The sequence below is a fragment of the Corynebacterium sp. CTNIH16 genome (assembly GCF_032821655.1).
Classification (GTDB): Bacteria; Actinomycetota; Actinomycetes; order Mycobacteriales; family Mycobacteriaceae; genus Corynebacterium; species Corynebacterium marquesiae.
The window spans coordinates 22,599-42,698 of record NZ_JAVBIG010000007.1 but is presented as its reverse complement, the minus strand read 5'-3'; the positions used below and the strand labels follow the sequence as shown (position 1 = coordinate 42,698).

Here is a 20,100-nt window from a genome sequence, read left to right as displayed (position 1 = left end):
CATAAAAATTCCTCTCGTTTCGAAAGGAACCGGACAAAAGTCACATTTAGCCATCGAAGCGGAACCAACGGACCGCAGCGAACGACGCCACCGCAAGCCACGCCAACAAGGATAGGAGCTCGAGGCCGGGGAAGACGGAATTAGAGGCGTCGGTAAGCGCGCCTGCTAGGGCGACGGTCGGCACCGCGTTGAGGATGCCATTATCGCCCAGTCCCTGGGAGTAGAGGGTCCATCCGACTACGCCGAGGAGCAGGAACCAGATGAGATTGGCCAGTGCGAGTACTACCTCAGAGCTGAGGGTACCGCCGAGCAGCAGCCCCATGGCGGTAAAAGCCGCAACGCCAAAAAATAGCGAAAGCATCATGAGCAGCACCCCGCCCAGGCTGATACGGAGACCCAGGATATAGGCAGCTATGCCCAAAACGAGGATTTGGAATACCACCATGGTGAGCACGCCGAGGATCTTGCCGCCAATAATGGCCCATGCGGGCACACCGGACGCGCCGGTGCGTTTAAGGGCCCCGTAGCGCCGGTCAAAGGCAAGTGAAATGGCCTGACCGGTAAAGCCTGCGGAGGTGGCCGCTACTGCAAGCACCATGGGAAAAACCTCGTGCAAGCCATGTCCGGTGAGCGACTCTAGGTGGGCCGCGCCAATGAGCAGGGCCAGCGGTATGATGACGCTCAGCAATTGCTGTTCGCCGTGGCGCAGCATGAGTTTTGCTTCCATCTTTCCTTGCGCGAGCAACATGGCGCCGGCGCTGGCCCGTTTGGGGGCGGGGGTAAAGGTTCCAGGGTTAAAGGTAGTGCTCATGTGGTGGCTTCTTTCCGCAACGCAGTTGATTGAATTCGATTCTGGCGGAGGGCGCAGCTAGCTGCGCAAATGGCGCCCGGTAAGGTCAAGGAAGACCTCCTCTAAGTTGCGGTGGGCTGCGTCTAAGCGCCGCAGCAGGACTCCTTGGCGGGCAAGTTCGGCGCTCAGCGCGGCAATCGTCTCGGGCGTGCCGGCCTGGGGCAAGCGGTAATGCAGCGGCCGGGATTTGATCGCTCGAATTCCGGCCTCAGCCAAAGCCTCCATATCAACATCGATATCGGTGCTGAAACTAAGCCCTGCCGAGTCCGACTGGGCGGTAAGTTCCGCGGGGGAGCCGTGGGCTACCAGCTCGCCATGATCCATGATTGCCACTCGGTCCGCTAGTGACTCCGCTTCATCCATGAGGTGGGTGGTAAGAACAATGGTGACGCCATCGCGCCTCAGGGCTCGAACAAGGTCCCAGACCGCCAAACGGGATTGTGCATCCATGCCAGCGGTGGGCTCATCGAGAAAAACTAGCTCGGGCCGACCGATGATTGCTAGGGCGAGGGAAAGTCGTTGCTGCTGCCCGCCGGAGAGTCTGCGATAGGGGGTCCGGGCTACTCTTTCCAGCCCGAGCGTTTCCAGTAGCCAGTGCGGGGAGAGGGGATGGGTGCTGTAGCTAGCGGAAAGTTCTAGCATTTCCAGAACACGGATGCCGGAGTAGGAACCACCACCCTGCAACATGATGCCGACCTTTTCGCGCACCTTGTCCGGTGCGGAACTCGGGTCTAGCCCGAGGACGTCGATTGTGCCGCTGGTGGGGTGGATAAACCCCTCTGACATCTCAATCGTCGTGGACTTTCCGGCGCCATTGGGGCCAAGGAGGCAAAAGACCTCACCTGTGGCAACGCTAAGGCTTAGACCGTTAACGGCGGTGGTGGAGCCATATTTTTTCACCACGTTGTCTACGGTGAGGGCTGGGCGATCGGCTGAAATGGAATTCACGTGGGATTAGTTTAGGACACGGATTCCGCTGCGCCGCACTGCAACCCACCACAGGGTGGCGATGACGGCGAAAGTGCAGGCTGCCGACACGTAGATGATGATGATAGTGCTGGGCGGCAACCCGAGGCCGCGCGGCAGTACAAAGAAGCTCATAGCTGCCGAATAAGCCACGACGCAGAAACGGAATATAAGCCGGTTGGCCCATGCGGCCAAAGGCAGTACCGCCCACAGGATGTACCACGGATGGACGACGGGAAAGAAGATAACCAGCACTAAGGAGGCGGTGCCGAGTCCTCCCACAGGGTGAATGCGGCCGCGCAACGTTGCAAAGAGCATGCGGGCCATGAAAGCTACTGCCACCAGCACGCCAAAGGTACGGGTTACGGTGAGAATAGCTTCGGTGTGGTCACCTAGACCCAGCAGCATTCCGATGAAGCCGGTGCCCACGCCTACGGCGGTGGAGGTAGAAAGCCACGAGCGGATGGAGGCCGCGCCGCCTTGTCCCGTGATCCACCCCAGGCCAATGCCGGTCAAGGCGCTAATGAGGGCAATGGTTGCAATTAAAATAACTAGCTGCAGGGCAACGGCGTAGGCTAAGGCCTTCCAGCGTGGTGCACCGTCCTTCTCTATCAGGTGGCGGGCATAGGCCATCCCTACAAAGCCTAGTCCGATAAAGCCGGTAACCTTGACCATTCCGGCGCAGGACAGACAAAATCCAGAAGCAATTAGTGCTAGGTAGGCACTGCGCGTGGACTTTTCCAGCTTGTCGACGCCCCGCAGGCCCAGCTCCATACCCACTAGGAGCAGGCCCAACATGATGGACTCATTATGGATTCCGCCCACCAGGTGCAAGATAGTGAGTGGGTTGAGAATGCCGAGCCATAGGGCAGATTCCGGAGATACCCGGCAGCGCCGCGCGAGACAGCTAATTGCCCACCCAGCAACCATTATGCCGGCGATGGATAAGAGCCGGTGGGCGATTACTCCCAAGAGGATGGAATTTGAGGTAACTGCGCTCACCACTCCAGCGAGCCCGAGCGCTACGGGGCCATAAGGGGAGGGGGAGTTAGCCCAGATAAACGGTACGGATCGGGCGAGCTCATCACCCGCGCCTAGCAATTGCACTGGTCCTGCAGAATACGGATCCATGCCCTGCATCACGATGGAACCGTTGGCCAAGTAGGAGTAGATGTCCTGGGTAAAGAGCGGGGCGGTAAATATCAGCGGGATGACCCAGCCGGCCCACGTACGCCACAGCTGGTGTGTGGTTACGAGCCGGCGGGCGCGCGTTGGGGTGAGGGCACCTTCCTGGGGTTGGCGCAGCGGAGTGCCTACAAAAGGGGCCAGGAAAACCCAGGCGGCCACCAACAGGCCCACTCCCACCATGACTATGGCAGAAGAAGTCTGCAGCATGCGGGACATGAGGGAGCCAAAAAGCACGTTGTCATAAGGGTTTCCCACTACTGGGAGAGCGCCGGCTCCCAACGCGCCGAAGGCGATAAGCAGAGAACCCACTGTGCCCACCCAGCGCAGGATAAAAAACGTCCGCCATTGTGCGGTGGTGGTGCGCTTTAGGCCATCCGCATTGGCAGGGACAAAATCAAAACGCGAATCAGGTTCCGCGGCTCCGGTGTCCTCGGCGTGTAGTCGCGCAGACCGAGAACCAGCGGTACCCAGCTGCGGCAGCTCGGCCTTGACGCCGGAAAGAAAGCCGCGGAATTTGCCTGTCATGGGATAAGACCTTACGCGAATCCTCCGCCCCAACCCCAGCAGGCCCGCCCTTTTAGCGCGCGCAGCACCGCCGGTTGTGGCGATGAGGGTAGCTAGCCACCCCCGTGCCACGCCGAAGAATGGCCAATGGTGGCATTCCGGAATGAATTAAGGAACACTAGTGTTGTCTAATAAAGGAGGCACAGTTCGACTGCGGTGCGACTCGCGGAATTACGGGAGTCGGTTGCAGGGCGGCTGTAAGTGAGCGAAGCACGAAGGGAGGTCCCGGCATGAGCACACCTCAGCGCGTAGAAACTACGCACAAGGCGGCCAAGGAATCCCGCACTACGGACGGCGATACCCGCCGGCAAGTGATGCTGTTGCTGCTGAAGGACGGGCCCGTTACCGCTTCCCACTTGGGTGAACGCCTTGGCCTTTCTGCTGCCGGAATCCGCCGGCACTTAGACAATTTGGTGGAAGAGGAACTGACTGAGGTTGTGCGCCGCCGCCCAGTTACCCGCAATTCAGCGGGTAGCGGCTCTGGTCGCGGGCGACCAGCCAAACACTTCCGCCTCACTGATCGTGGCCGAGCGCAATTCGGCCACGCCTACGATGATTTGGCCTCTGACGCCTTGACGGCGCTACGCGCCGTCGGCGGGTCTGAGGCTGTTAAGCGCTTTGCCAAAGTCCGCTTCGAGCGACTCGTTGCAGACGTGCGTCCCTTGATAGAAGAGGGCGAATCTGTAGAGGACGTGGCCCGTAGGCTGGCTGAGGTCTTGGACGGGCACGGGTATGCCGCCACGGTGGACCGCGCTGGTCAGGGAGTGCAAATCTGTCAGCATCATTGTCCGGTCTCCCATGTGGCGGCCGAGCATCCGGAGCTGTGTGAGGCGGAACAAGAAGTCTTTTCTGCTCTATTAGGCAAACATGTACAGCCTTTGGCCTCCATTGCTGGCGGTCACGGGATCTGTACCACGAACATCCCCTTGACACCCGTTAATACAAATACTGAAAGGAGCGAGTCATGACCCAGGCACAATCGGCACCCGAGAACAAGATGACCGATGATGAAATTATTGATTCCATTGGTGCATATGAGTACGGCTGGCACGACTCGGACGCGGCTGGTGCTTCTGCTCGCCGCGGCTTGAACGAAGATGTAGTACGCGATATTTCCGCCAAGAAGGGCGAGCCGGAATGGATGCTTAACCAGCGCCTGAAGGCACTCAACATCTTTGATAAGAAGCCCGTTCCCACCTGGGGTGCGGATCTGTCTGGCATCGACTTCGACCAGATTAAGTACTACGTGAAGTCCACTGAGGAGCAGGCCCAGACCTGGGAAGACCTCCCGGACGACATCAAGGCCACCTACGATAAGTTGGGCATTCCAGAGGCTGAGAAGCAGCGCCTCGTTGCCGGTGTGGCAGCCCAGTACGAGTCCGAGGTTGTCTACCACCAGATCCGTGAGGACCTGGAAAGCCAGGGCGTCATCTTCGTCGATACTGATACCGCACTGCGTGACTACCCTGAGCTTTTCAAGGAGTACTTCGGCACCGTTATCCCGGCCGGTGACAATAAGTTTTCCGCGCTGAACTCCGCTGTGTGGTCCGGTGGCTCCTTTATCTACGTGCCCAAGGGCGTGCACGTAGATATTCCACTGCAGGCTTACTTCCGCATCAACACGGAAAATATGGGCCAGTTCGAGCGCACCCTCATCATCGTCGACGAGGACGCTTATGTTCACTACGTCGAGGGCTGTACCGCTCCAATCTACAAGTCTGATTCCCTGCACTCCGCAGTAGTGGAGATCATCGTGAAGAAGGGCGGCCGCTGCCGCTACACCACCATTCAGAACTGGTCCAGCAACGTCTACAACTTGGTGACCAAGCGCACCAAGGTAGAAGAAGGCGGCACCATGGAATGGGTCGACGGCAACATTGGCTCCAAGGTCACTATGAAGTACCCGGCCGTATGGATGACCGGTCCTTACGCCAAGGGTGAGGTTCTCTCCGTTGCCTTTGCTGGTGAGAACCAGTTCCAGGACACGGGCGCCAAGATGACTCACATGGCTCCGCACACCTCTTCCAATATCGTGTCTAAGTCGGTTGCCCGTGCCGGCGGCCGCGCCGCTTACCGCGGCTTGGTGCAGGTTAATCAGAACGCGCACCATTCCACCTCTAACGTCGAGTGCGACGCGTTGCTAGTGGACAATATCTCGCGTTCGGATACATACCCGTATAACGACATCCGCAATGATCACGTCACGCTGGGCCATGAGGCAACCGTTTCCCAGGTTTCTGAGGAGCAGCTGTTCTACCTGATGTCCCGCGGTATCGCGGAAGAAGAAGCAATGGCGATGATCGTGCGTGGCTTCGTTGAGCCGATTGCTAAGGAGCTGCCGATGGAGTACGCCCTCGAGCTCAACCGCCTCATCGAACTGCAAATGGAAGGATCGGTCGGCTAAAGAAAATGGTCGCTTCGAACGAATTCAATCCGGATAAGATCACCAAGGGTGACGTCTTTACCTCCACCAACGTGGAGGACTTCCCAGTGCCGCACGGCCGCGATGAAGTGTGGCGCTTTGTCTCCCTGCGCAAGCTCCGTGGACTGCACAATGGCGAGTTCGCTGAGGCAGTGGCACAGGACGTCACCGTGAGCGAACATCCCGGCGTAAGCTCCGAGACCGTCGCTCGCGATGACGAGCGCTTGGGCCGCGTTGGTACCCCGTCTGACCGCGTTGCGGCACAGGCGTGGACTTCTATGCCTGAAGGCCAGGTTGTCACCATTGACGCCGAGGCTCAGGTGGAAGAGCCCGTGGTCATTACCTACACCGGCAAGGGCGAGGGCGTAACTTCCTTTGGCGCCACCTCCATCGAGGTAGGCCACCATGCGGAAGCCACCGTTATCTTGAAGTACGTCGGTTCTGGCACCCACGCGGATAACGTCGAGTTTATCGTGGGCGATGGCGCTCACCTGACCGTCGTCGTTGACGTTGATTGGGAAGACGATGCCGTACACCTGTCTAACCACGTGGCACAGCTCGGCCGCGATTCTGTGCTGCGCCACAACTCCGCCATCTTTGGCGGCGAGGTGGTACGCATCGTGCCTCGCGTGAACTTCACCGAGCAAGGCGGCGACGCAGAGCTGCTGGGCGTCTACTTCGCTGACGAAGGCCAGTACTTTGAAAACCGGATGCTGGTGGATCACTCCGTCCCTAATTGCCGCTCCCACGTCCTTTACAAGGGCGCACTGCAGGGCACCAAGGACAATGAGGCCCGCACCTGCTGGGTGGGCGATGTCCTTATCCGCTCCAATGCACAGGGCACCGATACCTACGAGACCAACAACAACTTGATTCTGACCGAGGGTGCTCGCGCGGACGCAATCCCTAACTTGGAGATTGAGACCGGTGAAATTACTGGTGCAGGCCACGCGGCCACCGTTGGTCGCTTCGATGACATCGAGTTGTTCTACCTGATGTCTCGCGGCATTCCAGAGGCTGAAGCCCGCCGCCTCATCATCCGTGGCTTCTTCAATGAGGTCATCCACCGTATTCCGGTGCAGTCCCTGTCCGAGGAATTGGAAAACCGTATTTCCGAAGAACTGGAAAAGATCTCCGCCTAAATCTTTCATAGAAGGAAAACCACACACATTATGTCTACTCTGGAAATTAAGAACCTCCACGCCCAGGTGCTGCCGACGGAAGAAGGCGGCGAGCCGAAGGAAATCCTCAAGGGCGTTAACCTGACTATCAACTCCGGCGAGATCCATGCGATCATGGGTCCGAACGGTTCCGGCAAGTCCACCTTGTCTTACACCATCGCCGGCCACCCAAAGTATGAGGTCACCGAGGGCGAGGTGCTTCTCGACGGCGAAAATCTGCTAGAGATGCCCGTCGACGAGCGCGCTCGCGCCGGCCTCTTCTTGGCGATGCAGTACCCAACTGAGGTACCAGGCGTAAAGGTCTCTCAGTTCATGCGCTCTGCAGTCACCTCCATTCGCGGTGAAGCACCGAAGCTGCGTGAATGGAACAAGGAGCTTACCCAGGCCCGCGAGAATTTGAAGATTGATAAGTCCTTCATCTCCCGCTCCGTCAACGAAGGCTTCTCCGGCGGTGAGAAGAAGCGCCACGAAGTCATGCAGCTGGATATCCTGAAGCCGAAGTTCGCAGTTATGGACGAGACCGACTCCGGCCTAGACGTCGACGCTCTGCGCATCGTGTCTGAGGGCATCAATAGCTACCAGAAGGAAACCAATGGTGGCATCTTGATGATTACCCACTACAAGCGCATCCTGAACTACGTTAAGCCGGACTTTGTGCACGTCTTTGCAGACGGTCAAGTCATCAAGACCGGTGGCGCTGAATTGGCAGATCAGCTCGAGTCTGACGGCTACGACCAGTTCCTGAAGTAAGGACCGACCACGGGCCGGTCAACCGCGACTATCTAAAGAAGATTCATGACTGGATTTGATGTAAACGCAATTAGGGAACAGTTCCCGATCCTCCAGCGCACTGTGCGCGGCGATAAGCCACTGGTGTACCTGGATTCGGGTGCTACCTCCCAGCGCCCGCTGCCGGTATGGAAGGCGGAAGAGGAGTTTGTGCTGCACACGAACGCCCCTGTTCACCGCGGTTCCTATCAACTGGCAGAAGAGGCCGATGATGCCTACGAATCGGCGCGGCAAGCTATCGCCGCATTCGTGGGTGCGGACCGCGACGAAATCGCCTTTACCAAGAACGCCACCGAGGCCCTGAACGAAGTTGCCTATGTGCTGAGCGACGAGCGTGCGGGAGACCTCTACGTGGGCGAGGGCGACACCGTCGTGATCACCGAATTGGAGCACCACGCCAACTTGGTGCCGTGGCAGGAGCTCTGCGCTCGCACTGGCGCTACGTTGAAGTGGTATTCCATGACCGAAGACGGCCGTATCGATCTTGACTCGCTCGAGCTCGATGATTCCGTCAAGGTAGTTGCGTTTACTCACCAATCCAATGTCACGGGTGCCGTGGCGGACGTCGATGAACTGGTGCGCCGCGCCCGCGCGGTGGACGCCATGGTCGTCCTCGACGCCTGCCAGTCGGTGCCACATATGGCGGTGGATTTCCACGCCTTGGATGTGGATTTCGCGGCCTTTTCCGGCCATAAGATGTGCGGGCCCAGCGGCGTGGGTGTGCTGTACGGCAAGGAGGAGCTGCTCAAGAAGCTGCCGCCCTTCCTGACCGGTGGCTCCATGATTGAGATCGTCAAGATGGAAGAGACCACCTTTGCTGAGCCCCCGACGCGCTTTGAAGCGGGCACGCAGATGACCAGCCAGGTGGTTGGCCTTGGCGCAGCGGTGAAGTTCTTGGAAGAAGTGGGCATGGGCAATGTCCACGCCCACGAAAAGAAGCTCACCGAGCGCACATTGCGCCAGCTCAAGGAAATCCCTGGTCTGCGCATCATTGGTCCAGAGACCACCGAAAATCGCGGTGGCGCCATTTCCTTCACTGTGGAAGGCGTTCACCCGCACGACTTGGGCCAGGTCCTCGATGACCACGGTGTGTCCATTCGCGTTGGCCACCACTGTGCGTGGCCACTGCACCGTGCCTGCGGCGCACAGTCCACCGCCCGCGCTAGCTTCTACCTTTATAACACCGAGGAAGAAGTAGATAAGCTGGTGGACGCAATCAAGGCTGCCCGCGAATTCTTTGGAGTTGCCTCATGAACCTAGATTCCATGTACCAGGACGTCATCCTGGATCACTATAAGAACCCCCAACACGCCGGCCTGAGGGAGCCATATCAGGCCGAGGTTCACCACGTGAACCCGTCCTGCGGCGATGAACTCACTCTGCGCGTGCGCCTTTCGGACGACGGCAAGACCGTAGAGGACGTCTCCTATGACGCGGAAGGCTGCTCCATTTCGCAGGCTTCCACCTCGGTTATGGCTGAAGAGATCGTGGGGCTGCCGCTTGCGGAAGCCAATGAGAAGCTGGCCGAGTTCGAAAAGATGATTACCTCTCGTGGCCAAGAAGAGGGCGATGAAGACCTCATCGGTGACGGCGTCGCCTTCGCCGGTGTGTCCCAGTACCCAGCGCGCGTAAAGTGTGCGCTCCTCGGATGGAAGGCCTTCCAGGCTGCATCCGCCGATGCACTAACTGAAGTGGAGAACTAGATGACCGAACCCGTAGATCCTTATCAGAACGAAAACTCTTCATTCTCCGGCAGCGGCGAGCGCCCGGAGCAGACTGAAGAGCAGATTTCTAAGGCCTTTGATGTCACCGAATTCATGCGTGATGTCATTGACCCCGAGCTCGGCATTAACGTCGTTGACCTGGGCCTCGTCTATGACCTTTGGTTCGAAGAGGACAATGGCAAGGAGATCGTCATGATTAATATGACGCTGACTTCGCCAGCGTGCCCGCTGACCGATGTCATTGCAGAGCAGGTCGAGGACATCGTCAAGGCCAATAAGCTGGCTGACGCCGTCCGCATCAACTGGGTATGGATGCCGCCATGGGGCCCGCAGATGATTACTGAGGAAGGCCGCGAGCAGCTTCAGGCCCTCGGCTTCGCGGTCTAAAGTCGCGTATTAATCACACGCCCCTAGCAGCGCATTTCTCCGATTAGGGAAGTGGCTGTTGGGGGCGTTAGTGCTTCTTAGCGTTGGCCGCGTCAATTGCTAGACTATTTCTTCGTGATTGTAACCAATGATTTCGAAGTCAGGGTAGGAGCACGCACGCTTCTCGACGCCCCCGGGCAGCACCTCCGCGTGCAGCCCGGCGACCGCATCGGCCTCATCGGCCGCAACGGCGCGGGCAAGACGACGACCATGCGCATTTTGGCAGGGGAGACGGAGCCTTATGGCGGCTCTGTGACCCGCTCGGGGCCCATTGGTTATTTGCCCCAGGATTCCCGCGAAGGAAATATCGAGCAAACGGCGCGCGAGCGTGTTCTTTCCGCACGCGGTCTAGATGACCTCAAGCGCCGAATGGCGAAGCAACAAGAGCTCATGGAATCGGCCACGGACGAAAAGTTTCGGGATAAGGCTATCCGTAAGTATTCCCGCTTAGAGGAGCAGTTCGAGTCGCTCGGCGGCTATGAGGCTGATTCCGAGTGTGCGCAGATTTGCGATAATTTGGGACTGCCACAGCGTGTCCTAGATCAGAAGCTTAAGACTCTTTCGGGCGGCCAGCGCCGCCGCGTGGAGCTGGCGCAGATCCTCTTTGCCGCTACCGAAGGCTCCGGCAAGTCCCAGACCACTCTGCTCTTGGATGAGCCGACTAACCATCTGGATGCGGACTCCATTACGTGGTTGCGCCAATTCCTGTCCAAGCACGAGGGCGGGCTTATTATGATTTCCCACGACGTCGAACTGCTTGAGGCCGTGTGCAATAAAGTATGGTTCCTCGATGCGGTCCGCGGCGAGGCCGATGTGTACAACATGGGCTATAAGAAGTACCTCGATGCCCGTGCTACCGATGAAGCGCGGCGTCGCCGAGAGCGTGCCAATGCGGAGAAGAAGGCGTCTGCACTGCAAAAGCAGGCGGCCAAACTCGGTGCCAAGGCAACCAAGGCCGCTGCGGCAAAGCAGATGCTCCACCGTGCTGAACGCATGATGAGCGAGCTCGATGAGGTCCGCGTGGCCGATAAGGTGGCCAATATCAAATTCCCCGAGCCGGCGCCGTGCGGCAAGACGCCAATGAATGCCAAGGGCCTGACCAAGATGTACGGCTCGCTGGAGGTTTTCGTGGGCGTAGACCTCGCTATCGACAAAGGCTCTAGGGTGGTCGTTCTCGGCTACAACGGTGCAGGTAAGACCACCCTGTTGAAATTGCTGGCCGGTGTGGAGCGCACCGATGGTGAAGGTGGCATCGTCAGCGGCCACGGCCTGCGTATCGGCTACTTCGCGCAGGAACATGACACCATCGACCCGGATAAGTCCGTGTGGCAAAACACCATCGATGCCTGTCCTGACGCGGATCAGCAGGAGTTGCGCAGCCTGCTTGGCGCCTTTATGTTTTCCGGCGAGAAGTTGGAGCAACCTGCGGGCACCCTCTCCGGCGGCGAGAAGACGCGCCTTGCACTGGCCTCCTTGGTCTCCAGCCGCGCGAATGTCCTGTTGCTAGACGAGCCGACCAATAACTTGGACCCAATTTCGCGCGAGCAGGTGCTTGATGCACTGAAAACGTATACGGGCGCTGTGGTGCTGGTGACGCACGATCCGGGTGCGGTTAAGGCACTGGATCCGGAACGCGTGATCATCATGCCCGACGGTGATGAGGACCTGTGGTCCGATGACTATATGGAGATCGTGGAGCTAGCTTAGGGATTTATGAAGACACTGCTGGAGAGGATGCCCGCCTGGCGGGAGAAGTTTTGGCTCATCCCCGCCGTGGCGGTGGCCATAGCCGCGATCGGCGCGGAATTGCTCATTGCGGTTGGTAGCAATTTTGATGTGACGGCCACGCCCTTTTATGACGGCAGCGCCGATAGCGCGCAAGGGATTTTAAGCGCGGTAGCAACCTCGTCACTCTCCTTGGCCGGCACCGTCTTTTTCATCACGCTGACCGCGCTATCCGGTGTCGTCACGGTGATGGGCCCGCGCCTACTGCACGAGTTTTTAAAGGATCGCTCCATTCAATCCACGTTGGCGATCTACCTGGCAACTTTTATTTTTGCGCTCCTATCCTTGCGCGCGGTCCGTACCGGCGGCGGTGGGGAAGAAGAATATGTTCCTTCCCTCAATGTAGCCGTCACGGTGCTGCTGGCCATCGCCTGCGTTGTCTTCCTTATCTACTTCATCGTGCACATTGCGCAATCGATCAGCATGTCCCACGTGGTACACGTCGTTGCCCAAGACGTAGAAAGCCACATGCGCCGGCTTATCCGTCGCGGTGAGGAGGAAGAGAAAGTAAAAGCGCCAGGGCCAGAGTTCTACACGAACGCGCAACAGCGCCGCAGTAGTGAGACGGGCTATCTCAAGTTCGTGGACTATGACGCCATTGCTCAGGCTGCGGCGCGGGAGAATTGCGCGGTGCATCTGGGCGTGGCACCGGGAGATCTAGTGCTGGAAGGCGAGGTCATTGCCCACGGCGTGCCGCGTTTGCCGGAAGATATGGAGCGTCACATCGTGCTCACCCAGCACCGCGAAAACGCCTCTGCCCACGACCCGCGGTTTACCGCCCGGCACCTTGCAGAAATTGCTGCCCGCGCTTTGAGCACCGGCGTTAATGATCCATTTACGGTAATTGATATCATTGACCGCTTTACCCAGATCCTCACCGTGATTGGGGATAAGCGGCTTCCACAGGGCATTGTGCATGTCAACGGCGAGTTTCGGCTGGATTATCAGACCTTTAGCTATGCCGAAATCGTCGAGGCGATGTTTACTCAGATTCGGCGCGACGCGGCCGATAATGCGGAGATTTACCTCAGCATGCTGGATAACCTCGCTAAGGTGGTTGCCCTTCTTCGCACAGCGGAACGACGGCGCGTGCTTGACGACGCCGCCCGGGCCATCTACTCCGATGCTCGCCGCCAGGTGGGCGGCGAGGTGGAGCTGCAACAGTTGGAGGATTCCTACCGGCACTTCCAGGCCAACCTAGCTGCGTGGGCGGAATCCGATAAGCCGGGCGAGGAGCACGCCGCGGAGTAGCCCGCGGCGCGGTTGTCGTTGGCGCTAGTTGCGGAATCCATGCACCGGTGCGGGGATGAAGCCGCCGCGGTTAATGAACTGCGCATTGCCCACTTGATTGACCGGGATGACAGGGGCGTAGCCAAGAAGCCCACCGAAGCTGACCTCCTCGCCTACCTGGGCGCCAGGTACCGGAATGACGCGTACTGCGGTGGTTTTATGGTTCATCACGCCAATGGCGGCCTCATCAGCGATCATGCCCGAGATCGTCGCGGCAGAGGTGTCGCCCGGCAGGGCAATCATGTCGAAGCCAACCGAGCAAATAGCGGTCATGGCCTCCAGCTTGTCCATGGAAATGGAGCCAGACTTGACCGCATCGATCATGCCTTTGTCCTCGGAAACGGGGATGAAGGAACCAGACAATCCGCCCACGCGGGAACAAGCCATCATGCCGCCCTTCTTAACGGCGTCGTTAAGCAGAGCCAAGGCTGCTGTGGTGCCGTGGGTGCCCACCTGGTCTAGGCCCATGTGCTCCAAGATGTGCGCCACCGAATCGCCTAATTCGGCGGTGGGGGCAAGCGAAAGGTCGATGATGCCGAAAGGAACGCCCAGGCGCTCCGAGGCCATGGTGCCTACCAGCTGCCCGGCGCGAGTGATCTTGAAAGCAGCCTTCTTCACCTCTTCTGCAACCTGGTCTAAGCTGGCCCCCTCGAGCGAGCCCAAGGCGCGGTCGACCACACCCGGGCCAGAAACGCCCACGGAGACCACACAATCGGGTTCCTCAATGCCGTGGAAGGCGCCGGCCATAAAAGGATTATCTCCCACGGAGTTAGCAAAGACCACGAGCTTGGCGCACGCAATGGCGGAATCATCCTTAGTTAGCTCGGCCGCTTCCTTGATGACCTCGCCCATCTTCTTGGCTGCATCCATGTTGATGCCAGCGCGAGAGCTGGCGATGTTTACGGAGGAACACACGACGTCCGTAGTAGCCAGCGCCTCCGGAATGGAGCTGATGAGTTTCTGTTCCACGGTGGTAGCGCCTTTTTCTACCAAGGCGGAATAGCCGCCCACGAAGTTGACGCCAACCTCTTTTGCTGCCTTGTTCAGCGCCTTTGCCGCATCAACGGGGTTTCCCTCTACGCCGGCCACCACCAACGAGATGGGGGTTACGGAGATGCGTTTATTGACGATGGGGATACCGAGCTCGCCCTCGATGCCTTCGCAAACCTCGACGAGGCGCCCTGCCTGCTGGGTGACGCGGTCATAGATGGCCTGGCAGGTAGCCTCCATGGTGGAGCGGGTGCATCCGAGAAGCGAGATGCCCATGGTCACGGTGCGGATATCGAGACGATAGTTCTCAATCATCTCGATGGTGTCCAAGATATTGGTGGTATTAAATCGCGTACTCATATTAAATTTCGTTCATGGCGGTGAAAAGGTCTTCGGACTGGATGCGGATGGACTGGTGCTTTTCCTCCGCCACGGGGCGCATGCGCTCCTTGATGGTCTGGATCGTGACTTTGTCCGCGTCGAATTCGACGCGCAGGATCATGGTGAAGTATCCGCCCATGAGGGTCTGGGAGACGTCGATGACGTTGATATCGAGTTCTGCAAGGGTAGTGGTCACCGCGGCGATGATGCCGGTGCTATCGGCACCGGTGACGGTCATAATGGCATACATGCATGCAATTCTATCTGCTTGCCGGGCCCGCCGCGATGGTTTGTGCGTGTCAGATAGGTGAGGGCGTCTGCACCCCGGCCGCGCCGTTGTTACGGTGGGGAGGTATGACTGATAAGAAGAAGATTCTGTACATCGGTGGACACGGCAAGGTCGGACAGCTCACCGCCCCTAAGCTTGTTGATGCCGGCCACGACGTCCACTCCCTCATCCGCAACCCAGAGCAGAAGGCCGAGATTGAAAAGCTCGGCGCGACCCCGGTTATGGCGGATATTACTGAACAAACCGTGGGTCAGTGGGCAGAGCTTTTCGCCGCGTATGACGCTGTAGTCTGGGGCGCCGGCAATGGCGGCCGAGGTGGGGCAGACCTCACTTGGGCCGTCGACCGCGATGGCGCCCTCGCTACCCTCGACGCGATGGACAAGTTGCAGCAGGAGGGCAAGAAAGTGCCTGCCTATGTGATGATCTCCTACGTCGGCTCCCAAGAAGCAACCACGGATCCTGCCGATGAGAAGTGGTATGCCTATGTGGAGTCTAAGAAGGAAGTAGACAACCGCCTTGTACAGGCCAGCTACCCGCACCTCATCCTCAAGCCAGCGATGCTCACCGAGGAACCAGCCAAGGGCATTGAGCAGATTGAGGATAAGATGCTGAAGGAGTCTCTGACTTCTTCCCGCGAGCTGGTTGCGGACGTCATCGTCGAGGCCCTTGGCCGCGAAAACCTGCCGGAATCCCCGCTTGCCTTCGTTGACGGCGACAATCCCGTAAGTTCCATCAAGTAAGGCGCTAGACTGGCTGGCATTATGACTGTTAAGCCACCAGCTGTACTCATTGATTGCGATCCCGGCATCGATGATTGCCTCGCCCTCATGTACTTGGCGGGCCTGCATCATGCCGGTGAGATCGAGCTGGTGGGCGTTACCACCACGGCCGGCAACGTAGAGGTCCACCAGACCGCGGCTAATGCCCGCTGGATTCTGGACCTTTGCTCGCTTGCCGACGTCCCCGTAGCCCCCGGCGTACCCCAACCCCTCAAGGTGGATCTCACCACCACTCCTGAGACTCATGGCCCGACAGGGCTGGGCTACGCACATGCCCCCGCTGCCGCCGCCAGGCTGCAACAGCGCGATTGGCAGCAGGTATGGGAAGAGGCATTAGCCACCCACGACGATCTGCAGCTGATCGTTACTGGACCGGTCACCAACCTTGCTGCTTTCGAGGCAACCCATCGCGAGGCTGCCGCGCGCTTCGGTGCCATCACAATCATGGGCGGCGCGGTCAATTACCGCGGAAACACCACGCCAACTGCCGAATGGAACTTTTGGGTGGATCCACACGCCGCAGCCCAACATTTTCATTCAACTGCCCCACGCGTTCTCACCACGCTGTGTTCCCTCGAAGTAACGGAACAGTTTCTCATCACCCCGCAGCGCCTAGACGCAGCCTTGGAATTGTTGGGGGAGCACCCCACGGCACAAATCCTGCCGGACGTGTTGCGATTTTATTTTAAATTCCACCAGGCACAAGGGGAGGGATATCAAGCCCAAATTCACGATCTCTTGACCTGCATGATTGCTCTCGGGCGCATCAATGTCGACGCGATAGAAACCACCGTGGACGTCGAGGCGGAATCGCCACTGCTGCGTGGCACGAGCGTTGCAGATTTGCGCAATCACTGGGACCGCGCCCACAACGCGCGGCTGGTCACAAGCGCAGACATCGAGGCCGCACACCACGAATGCGCGCGGGGATTGACGCTATTGGCTTCGCATTAGTGGCTTTTAACACGCAGAGCCTCTACTATTATCCGCGGCGCACGTGCCGTGCGAGATCGCTTTCCGAGGTGACATAGGAAAGTATCACCATCCGCGGTCGGCGTTTACTTTGCCCATTTTTTCGGTATGTGGATTTGGACTTTTACTGTGTCACAGCTTTCTCTCACCCCCGCCCGCAAGGCTATGGTCATCGCGGGTGCACTCATCGTCGCCGCAACCTGGATTTATCTGGTTCTTCTGCGTCCTACTGATTGGGAATCCGTTGCCGGCTCGACAGAAGCGCTCATTACCCTCGCCGGCTACCTCGTTGGCGCCGCGCTTCTTCTAGCCGGCACCGTTCCGGCACTACCGGCGCGAACCATCGCCATCATCCCGGTAGCACTAGTGCTCAATATTGTTGTCGGCGAAATTTTCGGTTCTATCGGCGTTCCGCTGTATATCGACTCCGTAGGAACAATCCTGGTAGCCGCGCTCGCCGGACCCATCGCCGGATTGGCTACCGGTACATTGTCCTCCGTCGTATGGGGGCTTTTGAACCCTGCCGCTCTGCCCTTCGCCGCCGTGTCCGCCGCCACAGGGTTCCTCTCCGGACTGGTAATCAAGAAGGGCGCTTTCACTAAGGTGTGGTGGGTCATTCTCAGCGGCGCCATCATCGGAATCATTTCCGGCATGCTCGCCGCACCAGTGGCTGCCTTTGTTTATGGCGGTACCGCAGGTCTTGGTACGGGCGCGGTTGTTTCGCTCTTCCGAGAGTTGGGCAATTCCCTCATCGCCTCGGTTACGCTCCAGTCCTTTATTTCGGATCCCCTGGATAAGGCACTGGTCTTCCTCATTGTCTGGGCAGCGGTCAAGGCACTGCCGCAGCGCACCCGAGAATCCCTCCAGCCACGTTAATGCACGGCCTTCATCCCGCCACCGTTGTCACGATCGCGGCCTGCGGCTGGATCCTTACTTTGGCGCTAAATACCCCGGTGGCGTCGGCAAGCGTAGTGCTCATCGCCCTAGCCTGCGGTACAGCCGCTACCCGCAACGCCTCCGTAATTTTGACAACTGTGGCGCTAAGCGCCCCAGCGGCCCTTTCCATGCTGGTCATTCACGCCCCCTACGGTGATGACCCAGTGCTGCCGCTGGTAACAAGCGACGGCCTGGTGCTCGCCGCCACCCTCACCCTGCGGTTCTGCGCCCTCATGGCTTGCTTCATCGCGGCCATGGCAGTGCTGCGCATTGCTGATATCGCCAAGTGGCTGCAAGTTTCGCGCGCTGGCCACAAGGTCGCGTATATCGTCGGAGCCTCCCTACAAACCCTGCCCCAAGGTGCGCATGCTTGGCGTTGCGTCCGTGAAGCCAACCAGCTCGCCGGCATCACCGTGACCTGGCGCAATACCATCTCGCGCCTCATTATTCCCGTTATCGCTCGACTCCTTACCCAAGGAACCCAACGCGGCCAAGCCCTAGCCGCCGTCGGATTCGACCAAGAAGGGCAACGCACCCTCCTGCGTCCTGTTGCCGATTCCATGGTCTCTCGCGTCATACGCCTGGTCATTCCACTAGTTAGCTTTGCGGTGGTGATTACTACATGGATCTAGACCGCATTAAGCCCACCCCTGGGGCCATTTATCAAGTACTCGTCGAACCTGACACAGCCGTCGAAGACGTTGCCGTGCAACTAGCGGAGCACCTATCTACCGAAGCCATTATCGGCACGGATGCCTCAGCACAGATTAGCTTCCTGCGAGAAACTTGCATCGAAGAAGTAGTTTTAGGCCTCGAAAATGCCGGCGTGCCTGCCCCTGAAATGCAGCGGAGCGGGGAGCGAATGCTTCGCGCTGTAGGACTGTCTGACTATTGCGAACATGACCCAACACAGCTATCCGGTGGCCAAACACGCAGGCTTGCGGCTGCCTGTGTCGCCATTCGCGAGCCAGAAGTCATGATTGTGTGCGAACCTGCAGCCGGGCTAGACGCAAACTCGCGCACGCAAGTGGTTCGCCTCTTGCAGGAGTTGCCCGAAACCTGCGTCATTTCTATATCCAGTGCTTCCTGGCCAGAATTGGGTGGGCACATCATTGGAATAGACCCGCTCGTAGCGGCCGTTGACTTACCGCGGGTTTCTGCAAGCCCCCGGACAGGGAGTATCGGTCCGCTAACGGCATGCAGGAGTGCAGCAAAGAAGAAATGGTGGCACTTTTCTCAGCCCCGTGGCACTTCCTTCAGCGTCGGCCCGGTAGAAATCCCTATCGCGAAATCTGCGGTTACGTGGCTGCGAGGCGATAATGGCAGTGGCAAAACCACGCTCCTGCGGGCTGCTGCTGGGCTCGATGGCGCCGGAGCTGTCCCGAATCCACCCGCTCTAGCCTTGCAATCGCCGTTTGATCAGGCGATATTTCCAACGGTGGAAGAACTCGTCCCCAATGACACCTTGCGCAACCTGCTGGGACTCAATCCGGCAGATCATCCTCTCGATCTACCATCGTCTCGCCTGCGGCTTGCGCAGATTGCCCACGTGATCGGGCAGCAGCGATCGGTGGTCCTGCTCGACGAACCAGACACCTTGCTTTCAGCTGCCGACCGCTGGCTCATGCACCAAATGATCCACCACGCACTGCAGTCCGGCAGTGCCCTAGTGGTTACCTGTCACGATCCTAAGTTTGTGGCTGAAATAGAAACCTATGCCGAAGTAACGGAAACGACACTGCCGGCGCAGCAGCTATAAGCGCATACAAAATTGCTCCCGGCTATTTCCAACATCAGTTAAGACGCTGCCGGGAGCAAAAGTAGTTGTATGGGGGCTACTGTGGGCTCGCCTGAACACCGCGGATGGATTGCTCTACTAAGTCTAGAACATTTTCTAGCTCCGCGGTATCGCCCAAGGCAAGCCGATTAATGAATCCGTCCATAAATACCTCAAGATAGATGGCTAAGGTATCGATTCCTACATCATCTCGTAGGCGGCCCTTATCCGCATTAGATGCCAATCGTGCGCGAACGGCTTCATCACGAACCGATTGATTTTCTTTCCACCGAGCGGCGAACGAGGGGTCAGTGCGTAACAGGGAGGTGATTTCCAAGCGAGTGGCTAGCCAATCGTGGCGCTCAGGATGGTCGAGCATCTCCCGCATGACTTCTACCAAGCCATTTTGAGCCACGACTTCGGCCTGACGAGCGGCATCTTCTTGCGCCAAGGCAAGGAATAGTGACTCTTTGTCACCGAAGTGGTGAAAAATTGCGCCACGCGACTTACCCGTCGCTTGTTCGAGTAGCCGAACAGTCGCTCCCTCGTACCCGTGCTCTGCAAAGCAGCGGCGGGCACCTACGAGAATGTCGTGCCGGCGGCGGCTAAGCTCAGATTCGCTCACGATGGGCATAGCAGGGAACTCTCCTTAATGGGGATGTCTAAAGATTGTTTAATCAGTAATTTTAAATAAGAAATAAAATCGACGTGACGAAACGCGGGGCCGCATTGCCCTTCCTGGGGAGGGCGGTGCAACCCCGCGTTGTCGACTGAACTTAGTCCTTTAGCCC

Annotated in this window: 20 protein-coding genes; 14 read left to right on the top strand and 6 right to left on the bottom strand. The window is 58.5% G+C overall.

Going from position 1 to position 20,100, the window contains the following annotated elements; translation table 11 throughout:
• Positions 1-46: 46 nt before the first annotated feature.
• Genes RAE04_RS07725 through mptB form a run of 3 tightly spaced genes read right to left on the bottom strand, consistent with a single transcriptional unit; the run spans position 47 to position 3,529 of the window.
• A complete protein-coding gene (locus RAE04_RS07725; RefSeq protein ID WP_317026962.1) occupies positions 47-811 on the bottom strand; it encodes an ABC transporter permease in 765 nt (254 codons plus the stop codon).
• Positions 812-868: 57 nt separating this feature from the next.
• Complete coding sequence (locus RAE04_RS07720) at positions 869-1,798, bottom strand: ABC transporter ATP-binding protein (protein WP_317026961.1); 930 nt, start codon at positions 1,796-1,798, stop codon at positions 869-871.
• Positions 1,799-1,804: 6 nt separating this feature from the next.
• Positions 1,805-3,529, bottom strand: a complete 1,725-nt coding sequence (gene mptB, locus RAE04_RS07715) for a polyprenol phosphomannose-dependent alpha 1,6 mannosyltransferase MptB (RefSeq protein WP_317026960.1) — start codon at positions 3,527-3,529, stop codon at positions 1,805-1,807.
• Positions 3,530-3,798: 269 nt separating this feature from the next.
• Here mptB and RAE04_RS07710 point away from each other — a divergent pair, with 269 nt between their 5' ends.
• The 9 genes from RAE04_RS07710 to RAE04_RS07670 all read left to right on the top strand — a co-directional run bounded on the left by RAE04_RS07710 (position 3,799) and on the right by RAE04_RS07670 (position 13,146).
• Positions 3,799-4,536, top strand: coding sequence for a metalloregulator ArsR/SmtB family transcription factor (locus tag RAE04_RS07710; protein ID WP_317026959.1), 738 nt, complete (start codon positions 3,799-3,801; stop codon positions 4,534-4,536).
• Positions 4,533-5,972 (top strand): Fe-S cluster assembly protein SufB, encoded by a 1,440-nt coding sequence (gene sufB / locus RAE04_RS07705; RefSeq protein WP_005324837.1) that lies wholly within the window; start codon positions 4,533-4,535, stop codon positions 5,970-5,972. The genes RAE04_RS07710 and sufB overlap by 4 nt, the downstream gene beginning before the upstream one ends.
• A gap of 5 nt (positions 5,973-5,977) precedes the next feature.
• A complete protein-coding gene (gene sufD, locus RAE04_RS07700) occupies positions 5,978-7,132 on the top strand; it encodes a Fe-S cluster assembly protein SufD (RefSeq protein ID WP_005328395.1) in 1,155 nt (384 codons plus the stop codon).
• 30 nt (positions 7,133-7,162) lie between these two features.
• A complete protein-coding gene (sufC, locus tag RAE04_RS07695) occupies positions 7,163-7,921 on the top strand; it encodes a Fe-S cluster assembly ATPase SufC (RefSeq protein WP_198493085.1) in 759 nt (252 codons plus the stop codon).
• A gap of 45 nt (positions 7,922-7,966) precedes the next feature.
• On the top strand, positions 7,967-9,214 hold the full coding sequence (locus tag RAE04_RS07690; RefSeq protein WP_317026958.1) for a cysteine desulfurase: 1,248 nt from the start codon (positions 7,967-7,969) through the stop codon (positions 9,212-9,214).
• On the top strand, positions 9,211-9,663 hold the full coding sequence (gene sufU, locus RAE04_RS07685) for a Fe-S cluster assembly sulfur transfer protein SufU (RefSeq protein WP_005324831.1): 453 nt from the start codon (positions 9,211-9,213) through the stop codon (positions 9,661-9,663). Before RAE04_RS07690 ends, sufU begins: the two co-directional genes overlap by 4 nt.
• Positions 9,664-10,071 carry a metal-sulfur cluster assembly factor gene (locus tag RAE04_RS07680; protein WP_005324830.1) on the top strand — a complete coding sequence of 136 codons (408 nt, stop codon included), beginning with the start codon at positions 9,664-9,666 and terminating at the stop codon, positions 10,069-10,071. It abuts the gene before it with no gap.
• Between the two features lie 114 nt (positions 10,072-10,185).
• Positions 10,186-11,817: an ABC-F family ATP-binding cassette domain-containing protein gene (locus RAE04_RS07675; RefSeq protein ID WP_317026957.1), complete on the top strand. Its 1,632-nt coding sequence runs from the start codon at positions 10,186-10,188 to the stop codon at positions 11,815-11,817.
• A 6-nt stretch (positions 11,818-11,823) separates the two neighbouring features.
• On the top strand, positions 11,824-13,146 hold the full coding sequence (locus tag RAE04_RS07670; protein ID WP_317026956.1) for a DUF2254 domain-containing protein: 1,323 nt from the start codon (positions 11,824-11,826) through the stop codon (positions 13,144-13,146).
• 24 nt (positions 13,147-13,170) lie between these two features.
• On the opposite strand, the gene RAE04_RS07665 is transcribed toward RAE04_RS07670, so the two are convergent.
• Together RAE04_RS07665 and RAE04_RS07660 are read right to left on the bottom strand one after the other, a co-directional pair.
• Complete coding sequence (locus RAE04_RS07665; protein WP_317026955.1) at positions 13,171-14,535, bottom strand: PFL family protein; 1,365 nt, start codon at positions 14,533-14,535, stop codon at positions 13,171-13,173.
• Between the two features lies 1 nt (position 14,536).
• Entirely contained in the window at positions 14,537-14,806 is a 270-nt protein-coding gene (locus RAE04_RS07660; RefSeq protein WP_198493077.1) for an ACT domain-containing protein, read from the bottom strand.
• 104 nt (positions 14,807-14,910) lie between these two features.
• On the opposite strand from RAE04_RS07660, the gene RAE04_RS07655 reads away from it, so the two are divergent.
• From RAE04_RS07655 to RAE04_RS07635, 5 genes are all read left to right on the top strand, one after another.
• The gene (locus RAE04_RS07655; RefSeq protein ID WP_317026954.1) at positions 14,911-15,585 is read left to right on the top strand and encodes an NAD(P)H-binding protein; all 675 of its coding nucleotides are present in this window, start codon (positions 14,911-14,913) and stop codon (positions 15,583-15,585) included.
• Positions 15,586-15,606: 21 nt separating this feature from the next.
• On the top strand, positions 15,607-16,578 hold the full coding sequence (locus RAE04_RS07650; RefSeq protein WP_317026953.1) for a nucleoside hydrolase: 972 nt from the start codon (positions 15,607-15,609) through the stop codon (positions 16,576-16,578).
• Between the two features lie 126 nt (positions 16,579-16,704).
• Positions 16,705-17,472 carry an ECF transporter S component gene (locus tag RAE04_RS07645; RefSeq protein ID WP_408933105.1) on the top strand — a complete coding sequence of 256 codons (768 nt, stop codon included), beginning with the start codon at positions 16,705-16,707 and terminating at the stop codon, positions 17,470-17,472.
• Positions 17,472-18,164, top strand: a complete 693-nt coding sequence (locus RAE04_RS07640) for an energy-coupling factor transporter transmembrane component T (protein ID WP_317026952.1) — start codon at positions 17,472-17,474, stop codon at positions 18,162-18,164. The genes RAE04_RS07645 and RAE04_RS07640 overlap by 1 nt, the downstream gene beginning before the upstream one ends.
• The gene (locus tag RAE04_RS07635; protein WP_317026951.1) at positions 18,155-19,291 is read left to right on the top strand and encodes an ATP-binding cassette domain-containing protein; all 1,137 of its coding nucleotides are present in this window, start codon (positions 18,155-18,157) and stop codon (positions 19,289-19,291) included. Before RAE04_RS07640 ends, RAE04_RS07635 begins: the two co-directional genes overlap by 10 nt.
• 76 nt (positions 19,292-19,367) lie before the next feature.
• On the opposite strand, the gene RAE04_RS07630 is transcribed toward RAE04_RS07635, so the two are convergent.
• Complete coding sequence (locus tag RAE04_RS07630) at positions 19,368-19,943, bottom strand: TetR/AcrR family transcriptional regulator (protein WP_198493070.1); 576 nt, start codon at positions 19,941-19,943, stop codon at positions 19,368-19,370.
• Positions 19,944-20,100 lie beyond the last annotated feature (157 nt).